The 13,961-nt window shown below is 58.8% G+C and carries 17 protein-coding genes; 1 reads left to right on the top strand and 16 read right to left on the bottom strand.

What is annotated here, in order from left to right; translation table 11 throughout:
- Positions 1-361 precede the first annotated feature (361 nt).
- From AFK24_RS11715 to AFK24_RS11655, 13 genes are all read right to left on the bottom strand, one after another.
- A complete protein-coding gene (locus AFK24_RS11715; protein ID WP_065833399.1) occupies positions 362-1,147 on the bottom strand; it encodes a TatD family hydrolase in 786 nt (261 codons plus the stop codon).
- Between the two features lie 12 nt (positions 1,148-1,159).
- Positions 1,160-1,516, bottom strand: a complete 357-nt coding sequence (locus AFK24_RS11710) for a PilZ domain-containing protein (protein ID WP_065833398.1) — start codon at positions 1,514-1,516, stop codon at positions 1,160-1,162.
- Positions 1,517-1,547: 31 nt separating this feature from the next.
- Positions 1,548-2,534, bottom strand: coding sequence for a DNA polymerase III subunit delta' (locus tag AFK24_RS11705; RefSeq protein WP_065833397.1), 987 nt, complete (start codon positions 2,532-2,534; stop codon positions 1,548-1,550).
- Positions 2,527-3,159, bottom strand: coding sequence for a dTMP kinase (gene tmk, locus AFK24_RS11700; RefSeq protein ID WP_065833396.1), 633 nt, complete (start codon positions 3,157-3,159; stop codon positions 2,527-2,529). The genes AFK24_RS11705 and tmk overlap by 8 nt, the downstream gene beginning before the upstream one ends.
- A gap of 19 nt (positions 3,160-3,178) precedes the next feature.
- Positions 3,179-4,372: an endolytic transglycosylase MltG gene (gene mltG, locus AFK24_RS11695; RefSeq protein WP_065833395.1), complete on the bottom strand. Its 1,194-nt coding sequence runs from the start codon at positions 4,370-4,372 to the stop codon at positions 3,179-3,181.
- Complete coding sequence (gene pabC, locus AFK24_RS11690) at positions 4,372-5,190, bottom strand: aminodeoxychorismate lyase (protein ID WP_065833394.1); 819 nt, start codon at positions 5,188-5,190, stop codon at positions 4,372-4,374. The genes mltG and pabC overlap by 1 nt, the downstream gene beginning before the upstream one ends.
- Positions 5,190-6,434 carry a beta-ketoacyl-ACP synthase II gene (gene fabF, locus AFK24_RS11685; RefSeq protein ID WP_065833393.1) on the bottom strand — a complete coding sequence of 415 codons (1,245 nt, stop codon included), beginning with the start codon at positions 6,432-6,434 and terminating at the stop codon, positions 5,190-5,192. The genes pabC and fabF overlap by 1 nt, the downstream gene beginning before the upstream one ends.
- Positions 6,435-6,544: 110 nt before the next feature.
- Positions 6,545-6,781 carry an acyl carrier protein gene (acpP, locus tag AFK24_RS11680; RefSeq protein ID WP_065833392.1) on the bottom strand — a complete coding sequence of 79 codons (237 nt, stop codon included), beginning with the start codon at positions 6,779-6,781 and terminating at the stop codon, positions 6,545-6,547.
- 192 nt (positions 6,782-6,973) lie between these two features.
- The gene (fabG, locus tag AFK24_RS11675; RefSeq protein ID WP_065833391.1) at positions 6,974-7,717 is read right to left on the bottom strand and encodes a 3-oxoacyl-ACP reductase FabG; all 744 of its coding nucleotides are present in this window, start codon (positions 7,715-7,717) and stop codon (positions 6,974-6,976) included.
- Positions 7,718-7,731: 14 nt separating this feature from the next.
- A complete protein-coding gene (gene fabD / locus AFK24_RS11670; RefSeq protein ID WP_065833390.1) occupies positions 7,732-8,670 on the bottom strand; it encodes an ACP S-malonyltransferase in 939 nt (312 codons plus the stop codon).
- Between the two features lie 144 nt (positions 8,671-8,814).
- A complete protein-coding gene (plsX, locus tag AFK24_RS11665) occupies positions 8,815-9,822 on the bottom strand; it encodes a phosphate acyltransferase PlsX (protein ID WP_065833389.1) in 1,008 nt (335 codons plus the stop codon).
- A gap of 4 nt (positions 9,823-9,826) precedes the next feature.
- Complete coding sequence (gene rpmF, locus AFK24_RS11660; protein ID WP_002552688.1) at positions 9,827-10,009, bottom strand: 50S ribosomal protein L32; 183 nt, start codon at positions 10,007-10,009, stop codon at positions 9,827-9,829.
- Positions 10,010-10,022: 13 nt separating this feature from the next.
- Positions 10,023-10,550 carry a YceD family protein gene (locus AFK24_RS11655; RefSeq protein ID WP_065833388.1) on the bottom strand — a complete coding sequence of 176 codons (528 nt, stop codon included), beginning with the start codon at positions 10,548-10,550 and terminating at the stop codon, positions 10,023-10,025.
- 105 nt (positions 10,551-10,655) lie between these two features.
- Between AFK24_RS11655 and AFK24_RS11650 the strand changes: the two genes are divergently transcribed.
- On the top strand, positions 10,656-11,234 hold the full coding sequence (locus AFK24_RS11650) for a Maf family protein (protein WP_065833387.1): 579 nt from the start codon (positions 10,656-10,658) through the stop codon (positions 11,232-11,234).
- A gap of 53 nt (positions 11,235-11,287) precedes the next feature.
- Here AFK24_RS11650 and AFK24_RS11645 read toward each other — a convergent pair whose 3' ends face one another.
- The 3 genes from AFK24_RS11645 to rluC are packed head-to-tail and all read right to left on the bottom strand — an operon-like array spanning position 11,288 to position 13,944.
- A complete protein-coding gene (locus AFK24_RS11645; RefSeq protein WP_065833386.1) occupies positions 11,288-12,292 on the bottom strand; it encodes a S49 family peptidase in 1,005 nt (334 codons plus the stop codon).
- A gap of 7 nt (positions 12,293-12,299) precedes the next feature.
- The gene (locus AFK24_RS11640) at positions 12,300-12,998 is read right to left on the bottom strand and encodes an HAD-IA family hydrolase (protein ID WP_065833385.1); all 699 of its coding nucleotides are present in this window, start codon (positions 12,996-12,998) and stop codon (positions 12,300-12,302) included.
- Positions 12,988-13,944: a 23S rRNA pseudouridine(955/2504/2580) synthase RluC gene (gene rluC / locus AFK24_RS11635; RefSeq protein WP_065833384.1), complete on the bottom strand. Its 957-nt coding sequence runs from the start codon at positions 13,942-13,944 to the stop codon at positions 12,988-12,990. The genes AFK24_RS11640 and rluC overlap by 11 nt, the downstream gene beginning before the upstream one ends.
- Positions 13,945-13,961 lie beyond the last annotated feature (17 nt).

Genomic DNA, 13,961 nt, shown 5'->3' with positions numbered 1-13,961 from the left:
CTAACTTGCGCGAAATTGCACGGATCATCCGACCATGGCGCGGTTTGTTGGCCTAAATGGCCAAATTAGCGTCTTGACCGACAAATGCGTGGCCGGGTATGCACGATGTGTGAAATGCGGACTCAGCAGCCGCCCGGCTATTCCAAATCTGTTTAAAAAATGATCAGAACCAACTGGACGCCCTGCAATCATGACCAATACTTAAGGCGTTGGCGTTGCATATCCCCCAAATGACACGCCAGTAAAGGTGCCGACGGATGGCGCACCTTTGTTTTACTCCTAATGGTCTTAACCCGGATTCACCCCCCAGAACCCGGGTTTTTTTTGCCCGGGATTCTGTACGGGAACGTTCATTCGACATCTAGCGCTTGAGGTGCGCCAAAGGGAACAGGCGCGCGAAGTTGTCGGTGGTCATTTCGGCAAAGCGCTCGTAGGACTCGCCACGCAGCATTGCCAGAAACTCAGCGACTTCGCGTACGTACTGGGGCAGGTTTGGTTTGCCCCGATACGGAATCGGCGCCAGATAAGGAGAGTCCGTTTCAACCAGCAGGCGATCTGCGGGAACCTGGCGCGCTACGTCGCGCAACGCATCGGCATTGCGGAACGTGACAATGCCGGACAGGGAAATGTAAAAGCCCAGGTCCAGAGCCGCCTTGGCCATGTCCCAGTCCTCGGTAAAACAATGCAGCACACCGCCTTGCGGCAAGGCAGCTTCGCGCAACAGGTTCAGCGTGTCGGCGCGCGCGCCACGGGTATGCACGATGACCGGCTTGCCGGTGACGTTGGCGGCTTGCAGATGCAGACGAAATGACGCCTGTTGCAGTTCGGCGGCTTCAGGCTCGTAGTGGTAATCCAGGCCGGTTTCGCCAATGGCGACCACGCGCGGGTGGTTCAACTCGCCCAACAACCATTCCAGCGCAGGCGCCTCACCCGGCTTCAAGTCCAGCGGATGAATGCCGACCGAGCAATCCACGTCGTCATAGCGTTCTGCCAGGGCTTTTACCGCACCCGCATTGTCAGAGCTGACGCCGATACAGAGAAAATGCCCAACCCCTCTGCCCCGTGCTGCTTCAAGGGCAGCGTCAAGAGAGCCGGCATGTTCAGCGAGATCGAGGCGGTCAAGGTGGCAATGGGAATCTACGAGCATGGCAATGGTTATCTACATCGTGTGAGTTGGACGGTCGGACTTCAAAGCACCGGCCAGATAGGTTTCGATCATGTTGCGGGCGGTATTGTCGCCGTCATTGAATTGCACGCCGACACCCGCGGCCCGATTGCCCTGCGCGCCTTTGGGGGTAATCCAGGTGACTTTGCCAGCGACCGGAACCTTCTCCGGCTCGTCCATCAGATTGAGCAGCATGAACACTTCATCGCCGAGTTTGTAGCTCTTGCTGGTCGGAATGAACAACCCGCCGTTCCTGATGAACGGCATGTAAGCGGCGTAAAGCACGGACTTGTCCTTGATGGTCAGGGACAAAATACCGTTACGGGGACCGGAATTCAGCGGCAAACTCATCACAACTCCTCAGGATTCCAATGAATACAGCCTAACGTTGCAGCGGCAATCCAGCCCACTGTACCAATAAAGCTTCGAGCAGCAGCACGCGGTTCAGATTGGCCTTGGACATGACCTTTTGTCGCTGGGCCAGGATCCAGTCCTGAATGTCGAGAACCTTACCCTGATTGGACTTCTGCGCCATGTACTGCAGCACTTTACGCATATCCGCCAAACCGAGGCCTTCTTCGTCCTCGGTGAGTTGATAGCGCAAGATCAGATGCGACCAGTCGCAGAACCAGTCGAACAGCAGCAACAACGGAATATCTTTCCAGCCTTCGGCCAGTTGCGTCGGCGATTGCTGCTGCTTGAGCAGCTTCTTCACCCCGTCGACCACCAGCGCACGCTGCTCGCGAACGCCCTGAGCCTGAAGACCGACAGCGGCCAACGGCGAACCTGCGGCGAGAATCAGCAATTCGTTACGCTCGTCCTGCGTGCAGTCGGGCAACGCATCGGCCAGCCACGCCAGACTCATGGCTTCGCTCGGCAGCGGGCAAGCCTGCTGCACACAACGGCTTCTGACCGTCGGCAGCAATCGGCTTGGTTGATGGCTCACCAACAACAGCACCGTGTTGCCTGAAGGCTCTTCAAGACTTTTCAGCAGGGCATTGGCGGCGTTGATGTTCATCGACTCCACCGGCTCGATCAATACCACCTTGCGCCCGCCCATCTGCGCGGTCTGCACAACGAAGCTGACCAGATCGCGCACTTGATCGACCTTGATTGCTTTGTCGGCCTCTTCCGGCTCCAGCACGTAGTTATCCGGATGACTGCCGGCAACCAGCAGCATGCAGGATTTACAGGTCCCGCAGGCATCCAGACCTTCGGGACGCTGGCACAGTAAACTGGCCATCAGCCGTTCGGCCAAGGCCCGCTTGCCGATTCCGGCCGGGCCGTGCAGCAGGTAAGCGTGCGCGTGCTGAGGACGTCCGGCCATTTGCTGCCAGAGCGCTTCCTGCCAGGGATAGGCCTCAGCCACGGTAAAGCTCCAGCATTTCCGGGACCAGCGCATCAAGGGAGTGCTGGACTTGCGGCAGGGACAACGCCGCATCAACCAGACGATATCGTGCAGGCTCGGCACTGGCGCGGTGCAGATAAGTACTGCGCACGGCATCGAAGAAGGTCCGCCCTTCCTGCTCGAACCGATCCAGCCGACCACGCGCAGAAGCGCGGGCCAGGCCGACTTCAACCGGCAAATCGAAGATCAGGGTCAGGTCCGGGCGCAAATCACCCTGGACAAAGTTTTCCAGCGCGGTAATCCGCTCGTGGCTCAAGCCACGGCCGCCGCCCTGATAGGCGTAGGTTGCGTCGGTAAAACGATCACACAAAACGATCTCGCCACGCGCCAGCGCCGGGCGAATCACTTGCGCCAGATGCTGTGCGCGTGCGGCAAATACCAGCAGCAGCTCGGTATCGGCATGCATGGACTCATCGCTGGGCGCCAGCAACAGCTCACGAATCCGCTCGGCCAACGGCGTGCCACCGGGTTCGCGAGTGAGTAATACAGCGATCCCTTCGGCGCGCAGTCTGGCGGCCAGGTATTCGCGGTTGGTGCTTTTCCCAGCGCCTTCCGGACCTTCCAGGGTAATAAACAGGCCAGTCACAGGCAGTCCTCGTTCATCTTCATTTCGGGCTTGGCTCGCTCTGGTTGGCATCTGGCTCCGAAGCTGGCTCCGGGACGGGCGCGGTTTCCGGCGCCGTCGCTGCATCAGGAACGGGTGCCGCCGGGACTGGCGCCACCGGATTCGTTTCGGCCGGGATGACTGGAACAACGGTCGGAGCAGCAGGCGCCGGACTGGAGCGATAATCGGCACGTCGCTTGAGCTGGTACTCACGAACGGCTGCGTTATGCGCGTCCAGATCCGCCGAGAACACGTGACTGCCGTCGCCGCGTGCGACGAAATACAAACTGTTGCCTGAAACCGGATTCAGTGCGGCATGAATAGCTTCACGCCCCACCAGGGAAATCGGCGTCGGTGGCAGGCCGGCGATGACGTAAGTGTTATACGGCGTCGCTTCCTTGAGGTGCGCACGGGTCAACTTGCCGTTGTAACGCTCGCCGAGGCCGTAGATAACCGTCGGATCGGTCTGCAGCAACATGCCCAGACGCAAGCGTCTGACAAACACCCCGGCAATCTGCCCGCGCTCCTGAGGAACGCCAGTCTCTTTTTCCACCAGCGACGCCATGATCAAGGCTTGATACGGGTCGACGTAGGGAACATCCGCAGCGCGCCTGGACCATTCTTCATCCAGCACTTCATCCAGACGGTTGTAAGCCTGCTTGAGCAACTCGACGTCGGTCATGCCCCGCACATAGCGGTAGGTGTCAGGAAAGAAGCGGCCTTCGGGATAGACATCGGGATGACCCAGTTTGGCCATCAGCTCGTTGTCGCTCAAGCCTGTCAGGGTCTGCTCAAGCTTGGGCTGCTTCGCCAAAGCGGCACGCACCTGACGGAAATTCCAGCCTTCGACCAGGGTCAGGCTGTATTGAACCACTTCGCCACGCTGCCACAAGGTCAGCAACGACTGAGCGTCCATACCGGGCGTCATGCGGTATTCGCCACTGTGCAGCGACTGCCCGGAAAGATTGAAGCGCCAATACAGCCGCAGCCAGAAAGCATCCTTGACCACGCCGTCGGCTTCCAGACGATTGAGTACGCCCGTTGGCGTGGAGCCTGCCGGAACATCCAGCAACTGCTCCTGCGTCACCTTCAAAGGCTGATGCAGCGCTTCGTTCTGCTGCCAAAACGCAACGCCCAGCGCCAGGCCTGCCAGCACTACGCCTGTTTCCAGCAAGACCAATAATTTTCGAATCACTAAGCAATATCCAGAAGCGCGAGAACGGTGCGCTGCAGTTTACGGGTGAGCGGCCCAACCGGCCAGCTCAGCTGCATGAAGCCGCGAACGGGCCACACGCCATAGACACTGTTGCAGACAAAGACTTCGTCAGCCTGCTGCAAGTCAGACATTTGCAGGTCGCGGACTTCTACCGGAATACCCAGCGCGGGAGCCTGCTCCAGCAATTCGGCACGCATCACCCCGGCGACGCCGCACCGCGCCAGACCAGCGGTGAGCAGAACCCCGCCGCTGACCAGGAACAGATTGCTGTAGACCCCTTCGATGATGCGCCCGGACATATCGAGCATCAGCCCCTCGGCGTGGTCGCTGTCCTGCCATTCCGAGCGAGCGAGCACCTGCTCCAACCGATTCAGATGCTTGAGCCCGGCCAGCAGCGGTTGTTCAGCCAGACGAGTCTGACAGGGAAAGAGACGTACGCCCTGCTCGGCATGAGCGCTCGGGTACAGCGGCGGCGGGCCGCCTTGCAGGATTCGTCGAGGTTGGGAATTCGGTGCGGGGGCATAACCGCGCAGGCTGTCGCCCCGAGTGACAATCAACTTCATCACGCCGTCGCCAAGCTGCGTGGCAAACGCCAGCAGCTCGCGGTGAATCAAATCCAGGTCGGCGGCAATACCCAGACGAGCACAGCCGCCTTCAAGACGTTGCAGGTGGCGCTCAAGAAGCAATGGCCGTCCGTGCTTGACGGCGATGGTCTCAAACAGCCCATCGCCATACGCCAGCCCCCTGTCCTTGATGGACAGCAGATCGGCGGGACAGCCATCGATCCAGCTGAGCATCACTCGCTGAACCGGCGGAACACCAGTGAGCCGTTGGTCCCGCCAAACCCGAACGAGTTGGACAGCACCACGTTGATCGGCATGCTTTGCGCTTCATGGGGTACAAAATTCAGATCGCAGCCTTCGCCCGGTTCATCCAGGTTGATGGTCGGCGGCGCAACCTGACCGTTGATGGCCAGAATACTGAAAATCGCTTCCACGGCGCCCGCCGCACCCAGCAAGTGGCCGGTCATGGATTTGGTGGAACTGACCGCCAGCTTGTAGGCGTGATCGCCGAACACCGACTTGATCGCCCGAGCTTCAGCCAGGTCGCCGGCCAGCGTCGAAGTGCCGTGAGCATTGATGTACTGCACGTCATCGGCATTGACCTTGGCATCGCGCAGCGCATTGACGATGCAACGCGCAGCACCTGCGCCGTCATCCGGTGGCGAGGTCATGTGGTACGCGTCGCCGCTCATGCCGAAGCCGATCAGCTCGGCATAGATCGTCGCACCGCGCGCCTTGGCGTGTTCCAGCTCTTCAAGCACCAACGCTCCGGAACCGTCAGACAGGACGAAACCGTCACGGCCTTTGTCCCACGGACGGCTGGCGCGCGTCGGATCGTCGTTACGGGTCGACAACGCACGGGACGCACCGAAACCGCCCATACCGAGACCGCAGGCCGCCATTTCGGCGCCGCCGGCAATCATCACGTCGGCCTCGCCATAAGCGATGTTGCGTGCAGCCATGCCGATGCAATGCGTACCGGTCGTACAGGCCGTCGCGATTGCATAGTTAGGCCCCTGTGCACCCAGATGGATCGACAGGAACCCGGAAATCATGTTGATGATCGAGCCCGGCACAAAGAACGGGGAAATCCGTCCCGGCCCTTGCTCATGCAACGAACGGCTGTTGTTTTCGATATTGGTCAGGCCGCCGATACCGGAACCCATGGCAACGCCAATACGATCACGGTTGGCGTCGGTGACTTCAAGGCCGGAATTGCGCACAGCCTGAAAACTGGCCGCCAGACCATATTGAATGAAGAGATCCAGCCGGCGAGCCTCTTTGGGCGCCAGGTACTCTTCAACGTTGAATCCTTTGATCGAACCGCCAAAGCGGGTCGTGTAAGCCGAAAGGTCCGTGTGCTCGATAAGGCCAATGCCACTGCGGCCAGCCAGAATGCCTTGCCAACTGCTCGGCACATCCGTACCCAATGGCGACAGCATGCCCATACCGGTGACCACGACGCGTCTACGCGACACAGGACTCTCCTTTTCTCTTATTGACGATACAGGGTATCGTTTTTAAAGAAAAAACCGCACGCCGGCAGGCAGTGCGGTTTTCCCATGACAGCAACGACGATTACAGCGTGTTACGCCTGGTGGGCGGTAACGTAATCGATAGCAGCTTGAACAGTAGTGATTTTCTCAGCTTCTTCGTCAGGGATTTCAGTCTCGAATTCCTCTTCCAGAGCCATCACCAGCTCAACGGTATCAAGGGAGTCGGCACCCAGGTCTTCAACGAAAGAAGCAGTGTTAACTACCTCCTCCGATTTGACGCCAAGCTGCTCGGTAACGATTTTCTTGACGCGCTCTTCGATGGTGCTCATACCTAGTTTTAACTCCTAGTGGACAAATTCAGGCGGCTGGCCGGTGGGTAAGTGTATAGAAGAGGTTTTGCGCATTTCAAGCTCAATGCTAACCCCGCTGACCTCACCGACCTGACGCCCATTAATAGATTGCAGCTTTATAACGGATTTTGGACGCAACGTATGACATTTTTTTACCGCAGTCCGTTACTTTCAACTCATGTACATGCCGCCATTCACGGGGATTGTAGCCCCGGTAACGTAGCCTGCACCTTCCGAAGCAAGAAAAGCGACCACGTGCGCGATCTCTTCAGCCTGCCCCAGACGACCCAGTGGAATCTGGGAAATCAGCGACTCACGCTGAGCTTCCGGTAGCTCGCGCGTCATATCGGTATCGATAAAACCCGGTGCAACCGAGTTTACCGTGACCGCGCGCGAACCCACTTCACGAGCCAAGGCCCGGCTGAAACCTTCCAGACCGGCCTTCGCGGCCGCATAGTTTACTTGGCCTGCGTTGCCCATGGCACCCACAACGGAACCAATACTGATAATTCGACCCCAGCGCGCCTTGGTCATGCCCCGCAAAACACCCTTGGACAAGCGAAACAGGCTGTTCAGATTGGTATCGACGACATCATGCCATTCGTCATCTTTCATCCGCATCATCAGGTTGTCACGGGTGATGCCGGCGTTATTGACGAGGATCAACGGCGCGCCAACACGTTCCTGGATCAACGCCAAGGTGGCGCTCACGGACTCGGAATCGGTGACATTGAGCATCAGACCGAAGCCTTCGATGCCCCGCTCCTTGAACGTTGCGCTGATGCGCTCTGCACCGCTCTCGGAAGTCGCGGTACCCACGACCACAGCACCATTGCGCCCCAATTCCAGGGCAATGGCTTGACCAATTCCACGACTGGCACCGGTAACCAGTGCAACTTTACCTTGCAGGCTCATGCAAGCTCTCCTTATCAGGCCAGTGCCGCGCGAGCGGCGACAAAGGCGTCTGGGGTGTTGAGGTTGTGAGTCGTCACGCCGTCGGCGCAACGCTTATTGAGGCCAGCCAGCACTTTACCCGGCCCGCATTCGACCAGCTCGACAGCTCCATTGGCGGCCAGCGCCTGGATCGACTCGACCCAACGGACCGGCTTGTAGAGCTGCTGCAACAGATCGGACTTCAGCGTATCGAGGTCGGATACAACGGCAGCGCTGACATTCTGCACCAGAGGAATCTGCGGAGCCTGCCAATTGATCGCTTCAACCGACTCGGCAAAGCGCTCGGCAGCCGGACGCATCAATTCGCAATGCGACGGCACGCTCACCGGCAACGGCAGGGCGCGCTTGGCGCCACGCGCCTTGCACAGCTCCATGGCGCGTTGCACCGCAGCGGTCGAACCAGCAATGACAACCTGGCCTGGCGAGTTGAAATTCACCGCACTGACCACATCGCCTTGAGCTGCTTCGGAGCAGGCCGCCAACACGTCAGCGTCTTCCAGGCCAAGAATCGCCGCCATGGCGCCCTGCCCGGCAGGAACCGCTTCCTGCATCAACTGGCCGCGGCGCTCCACAAGTTTCACCGCATCGCCCAGCGACAGACTGCCAGCGGCAACCAGCGCACTGTACTCACCAAGGCTGTGCCCGGCGACGAAAGCAGGTCGAGCACCGCCTTCAGCCAGCCAGAGACGCCACAACGCGATGGAAGCGGTCAGGATGGCGGGCTGGGTTTTGTCGGTTTGATTAAGTTCGGTTTCCGGCCCTTGCTGGGTCAGGACCCAAAGGTCGTAGCCCAGCGCCTGGGACGCTTCTGCGAAAGTTTCCTGGATCAACGGGTATTGCGCAGCCAGCTCGGCAAGCATGCCCAGCGACTGCGAACCTTGACCCGGAAAGACGAATGCGAGGGATGCAAACATTTAACAAGCCTCTGAATTGTTGTCGCCGAAATTGACGCCCGGCCGTTTTGCCGTGCGCGAGAAGTCGAATGTTAAAGACTGATCGTTTGGATGACTGCACGGTCAGCAGCGTCACATTTTCGGGAATTCCGTCCCGACGGCATACTAAAGCAACTCTTCAAGACGTCCATGCAAGCGTTGCGGAAGATTTTCGTGGATCTCGATCAACGCCCGCTGAATCGCACTTTGAAAGCCCTGAACACCCGCCGAACCGTGGCTTTTCACAACAATCCCCTGCAAACCCAGAAAGCTTGCACCGTTATGCCTGGCCGGCGCCAGATCCGCCTGCATGCGCTTCATTAGAGGCAACGCCAAGACTCCAACGGCTTTGGTGAGCAGATTCTGACTGAACAACGCCTGCACCCGGGCCGAAATCATCGTAGCCAGGCCTTCGCTGGACTTGAGCAGGATATTGCCGACAAAACCATCACAGACCACCACGTCAGCTTCACCGCGATACAGACCGTCGCCTTCGATGAAGCCGGAATAATTAAGCCCTGGAGCCGCCTGCAAGAGACTGGCAGCCAGCTTGACCTGCTGATTGCCCTTGATATCTTCGGTGCCCACATTGAGCAACGCCACTTTGGGGCGAGAAACACCCAACGCTTCGGCGGCAACCGAGCCCATCACGGCAAACTGATACAGATTCTCGGCACTGCAATCGACATTCGCCCCCAAGTCCAGCAACTGACAATAGCCGCGCTGGGTCGGGATCGCCGCAACCATCGCCGGACGGTCGATACCCGGCAAGGTCTTGAGCACAAATCGTGACAACGCCATCAGCGCGCCAGTATTACCCGCACTGACACAGGCCTGTGCCTGCCCCCCGGCGACCAAACCTAAAGCCACTCGCATGGACGAGTCAGGCTTGCCGCGCAGCGCCTGGGATGGGCGTTCATCCATAGCGATCACTTCGGTAGCGTTTACAATGTGCAGGCGAGAGCGATCCACACCGGATTGGCGGGCAACGAGGGCTTCAATAAGGGGGGCTTGACCCACAAGGATCAGATGCAGCGAGGGCGTAGCAATCAGGCACGCGAGGCTTGCCTGAACAATGTTGCGGGGACCGAAGTCCCCGCCCATTGCGTCGATCGCGATGATCGGAGCGGACAAGAAATTACTCGTCAGCGCCCTTGTCGATCACTTTACGACCACGGTAAACACCTTCCGGCGAAACGTGGTGACGCAGGTGAATTTCACCAGTTGTCTTTTCTACCGACAGAGTGCTTGCCTCAAGCGCGTCGTGGGAACGACGCATGTCACGGGCAGAGCGGGATTTTTTGTTCTGCTGAACAGCCATAATTGATTAACTCCTAAACGTTTGGGTCACGCTTTAACTGCGCCAATACACTGAACGGGTTGGACCGCGTTACCTCGTCCACGCTCGGTTCGGGCTCATCGAGACCCGCCGGCTGCTGGCATTCTTCCGGATGATGAGCCGGCACAATGGGCAAGGCGAGCAGAAGCTCTTCCTCGATCAAAGCCAGCAGATCCAATGGATCTTCGCCCAGTTCCAGCACGTCATAACCTTTCGGTAACGACTGGGTATTCGCACCCTCCTTCATCACCGCGTAACTGCATTCGCTGTGAATCGGCAGGGTGACCAGCTCAAGACAACGCTGGCAAACCATTTTGACTTCGACGTCGATAGAGCTGTGAATTACCACAGATCTGCGTTCGTCACGCTCAAAAACGAATTTCGCCTGCACCGTACCGAGGTTATCGGAAAGCGGGTCGCAGAGTCTCTCCAAATTGGCCAGCAGCACTTCACCTTGAAGGGTAGTGCCACGATCAGCCAATTTGCGCGGGTCAACGTGAGGTGGAATCGGGTCATTCAACATAGGCGCAGCATTCTAGGGACGACCCCCAGGCATGTCAAAGGAAATTCAGGCCTGTTATCCACTAGCAGACTGATTAGAATCAACTTTCACCTGATGGAGAACCGCATGTTGCCCTTGTTGCTTGCTTCCAGCTCACCTTATCGCCGGGAATTGCTGGCCCGATTGCGCCTGCCGTTCGTCTGCAGCTCGCCTGAAATCGACGAGAGCCATCGTGCCGATGAAAGCGCCATCGAGCTGGTGCAAAGGCTGGCCGAGGAGAAAGCCAGGGCCTTGGCCAACGATTATCCCGACCACCTGATCATCGGTTCGGATCAGGTCGCGGTACTCGACGGCAGGATCCTCGGCAAACCCCACACCTTCGAACGCGCCCTGGAACAGCTGACTGCTGCCAGCGGCCGCAGCGTGAGCTTCCTGACAGGCCTGGCACTGCTGAACAGTGCAACGGGCGAGTGCCAGGTCGACCACGTGGCGTTCACCGTGCATATGCGCATCCTGGACCCGGCTCGTATCGAGCGTTACCTGCGCGCAGAGGAGCCCTACGACTGCGCTGGCAGCTTTAAGGCCGAAGGGTTGGGGGTAAGTCTGTTTCGCGCCACCGAAGGCAGCGACGCCACCAGTCTGATCGGCCTGCCGCTGATTCGACTGGTCGACATGCTCAGCAACGAGGGCGTCATCGTACCCTGAGGCCACAAACAAAAAACCCGACCAACGGTCGGGCTTCTTTATAAGCAGAACGATCAGCGCAACGACGGTCCGTTAAAACCCGCCCACATGGCTATCTGCTGAGCGACGCTGGCGCCGAGCTTCTTCGAGAACCGATCGAAAGGCGACTCCTTGACGGTGTAGTCAACCATCTCCTTCTCGCCGATAACGTCACGCGCAACGTAACTGGCACTGCCCAGCCCATCGATCAAGCCCAACGGCAAAGCCTGCTCACCGGTCCAGACCAGCCCCGAGAACAGCTCAGGATGTTCTTTATCCTTGAGGCGGTCGCCACGGCCAAGCTTGACGCTGGCGATGAACTGCCGATGCGTGGTATCCAGAACGCCCTGCCAGAAAGCCGTTTCATCAGCTTTTTGCGGCTGGAACGGATCAAGAAAGGCCTTGTGCTCGCCCGACGTGTAAGTCCGTCGATCGACGCCCAGCTTGTCCATGATGCCGACGAAACCGAAGCCTGCAGCCGTGACACCAATCGAGCCCACCAGACTGGCCTTGTCGGCATAGATCTGGTCAGCGGCGCTGGCGATGTAATAGGCACCCGAAGCGCCCAGGTCGGTAATGACGGCATACACCTTGATCGCAGGCTTCTCAGCGCGCAGGCGGCGTATTTCGTCGGCGATATAGCCGGACTGCACCGGACTGCCACCCGGGCTGTTGATCCGCAGGATCACCCCCTTGGTCTTGCTGTCCTCGAAGGCCGCACGCAGGCTGCCGACGATGTTATCGGCACTCGCCGGCTCGTTGTCGGCAATCATGCCCTGCACTTCGATCAGCGCAGTATGGTTCTCGCTGCGCGACGCGCCTTTGTCAAAGCTCATCAGTGGCGTGAACAGGAACAACGCAGTAATCAGGTACAAAAAAGTCAGGGATTTGAAGAAGATCCCCCAGCGCCGCGAGCGCCGCTGCTCCTGAACGCCAGCCAGCAGGGTTTTTTCCAGCAACTTCCAGCTCTTGGCGTCAGCCTTGCTGTCTGCGACTTCGTCTGCATCTCTGGAGACTGGCGCTTTCCATTCGTCCGACATTTCTCAATCACCCCAACAACGAAGATTCAGCACTGGGCGCACCCAACCAGGTGCGCAGCTCGGAAAAACTGTCGACGGCCAAACGCGGTTCGTATTCAAGCAACGAGGACAGCGACTGCGCGCCATACCCCACCGCGACCGAATCCATGCCAGCGTTACGCGCCATCAACAGATCAAAAGACGAATCACCGACCATCAGCGCCCGCTCGGGCGCAACGCCGCAATGCTCAAGGATCTCGTTGAGCATCAGCGGATCCGGCTTGCTGGCAGTTTCGTCAGCAGCGCGAGTGATGTCGAAGAAATCCAGCCAGTCGTGCGCCTTGAGCACTCGATCCAGGCCGCGACGGGCCTTGCCGGTGGCCACTGCCAACTGATAACCATCTGCGCGAAAGGCTTCGATCACGTCCCGCACCCCGGCGAACAGTGGCGAAGGGACAGTGTTATCCAGAGCCATATAACTGTCGGCATAGCGTTGGCGGAAGTCGATCAGATCGTTGGCGCTGATGTCCGGATAAAGCGTGCGAATGGCTTCCGGCAAACCCAGGCCAATGATGCCCTTGATAGCAAAATCATCACGCACCTCACGGTCGCTCAGGGCCGCAGCGACCTGCATTGCCTCGACAATGCGACCGATGGAGTCAGCCAGGGTGCCATCCCAATCGAAAATCAACAGCTCATAGCTTGACGGTTTAAAATCAGGGCGCACTCAATCGCTCCACGGTCTTGGCCCACATGTCATCCACGGGAGCCTGTAACTTCAACTCGCCACCATCGGGCAGCGGCACGGTCAACATATAGGCATGCAGAAACAGACGCTTGCCGCCCAGATCACGAATTTCGCGACTGAAATCTTCGTCGCCGTACTTGGTGTCGCCGGCGATGGCGTGCCCGGCATGTAATGTATGCACGCGAATCTGGTGCGTGCGGCCGGTCACCGGTTTGGCCTCGACCATAGTGGCGAAGTCACCGAAGCGACGCAGTACCTTGAAGATCGTCAGTGCTTCCTTGCCTTCGTCATTAACCTCGACCATGCGCTCGCCGGAACGCAAGTTGCTCTTGAGCAATGGCGCATTGACGCGTTTCTGCGAAGTGTCCCAATGCCCGCGAACCAGGGCCATGTAACGTTTGTCGACACCATCGCCGCGCAAGGCTTCGTGCAGGTGCCGCAGCATGCTGCGTTTCTTGGCGATCATCAGCAGACCGGAGGTGTCGCGATCAAGGCGATGCACCAGCTCCAGCTCCTTGGCGTCCGGGCGCATCTGACGGAAGGCTTCGATCACACCGAAGTTCAGGCCGCTGCCGCCATGCACGGCGATACCGGCGGGCTTGTTCAGCACGATCAGCGCCTTGTCTTCGAAGACAATGGCGGCCTCAAGGCGCTGCAACAGGCCCTGCGCCACAGGCACGGGTGCATCCCGCTCAGGCACGCGCACAGGCGGAACACGAATGATGTCGCCCGCCTGTAACTTATACTCGGGCTTGATTCGACCCTTGTTCACTCGCACTTCGCCTTTGCGCAAAATGCGGTAGATCAAGGTCTTAGGCACGCCTTTGAGGAAAGTGACAAGAAAATTATCGATACGTTGACCGGCATATTCCGGCGCAACCTCTACCAGCTGGACGCTGGGGGTTGGAGGGGTGATGTTCGTCATGCCGCAAATCATAACAA

Origin of the sequence: Pseudomonas syringae (assembly GCF_001698815.1) — a bacterium.
Taxonomy (GTDB): Bacteria; Pseudomonadota; Gammaproteobacteria; order Pseudomonadales; family Pseudomonadaceae; genus Aquipseudomonas; species Aquipseudomonas syringae_A.
Note: the sequence above shows the minus strand (reverse complement) of the source record. Positions and strands in the feature narration are given on the sequence as shown.

Excerpts from the sequence above, each read along its gene's own strand:
- AFK24_RS11715 (WP_065833399.1), bottom strand. The coding sequence starts at position 1,147 with ATGCTCGTAGATTCCCATTGCCACCTTGACCGCCTCGATCTCGCTGAA.
- AFK24_RS11710 (WP_065833398.1), bottom strand. The coding sequence starts at position 1,516 with ATGAGTTTGCCGCTGAATTCCGGTCCCCGTAACGGTATTTTGTCCCTG.
- pabC (WP_065833394.1), bottom strand. The coding sequence starts at position 5,190 with ATGCTCAGCTGGATCGATGGCTGTCCCGCCGATCTGCTGTCCATCAAG.
- acpP (WP_065833392.1), bottom strand. The coding sequence starts at position 6,781 with ATGAGCACCATCGAAGAGCGCGTCAAGAAAATCGTTACCGAGCAGCTT.
- fabG (WP_065833391.1), bottom strand. The coding sequence starts at position 7,717 with ATGAGCCTGCAAGGTAAAGTTGCACTGGTTACCGGTGCCAGTCGTGGA.
- fabD (WP_065833390.1), bottom strand. The coding sequence starts at position 8,670 with ATGTTTGCATCCCTCGCATTCGTCTTTCCGGGTCAAGGTTCGCAGTCG.
- rpmF (WP_002552688.1), bottom strand. The coding sequence starts at position 10,009 with ATGGCTGTTCAGCAGAACAAAAAATCCCGCTCTGCCCGTGACATGCGT.
- AFK24_RS11655 (WP_065833388.1), bottom strand. The coding sequence starts at position 10,550 with ATGTTGAATGACCCGATTCCACCTCACGTTGACCCGCGCAAATTGGCT.
- AFK24_RS11650 (WP_065833387.1), top strand. The coding sequence starts at position 10,656 with ATGTTGCCCTTGTTGCTTGCTTCCAGCTCACCTTATCGCCGGGAATTG.
- AFK24_RS11645 (WP_065833386.1), bottom strand. The coding sequence starts at position 12,292 with ATGTCGGACGAATGGAAAGCGCCAGTCTCCAGAGATGCAGACGAAGTC.
- rluC (WP_065833384.1), bottom strand. The coding sequence starts at position 13,944 with ATGACGAACATCACCCCTCCAACCCCCAGCGTCCAGCTGGTAGAGGTT.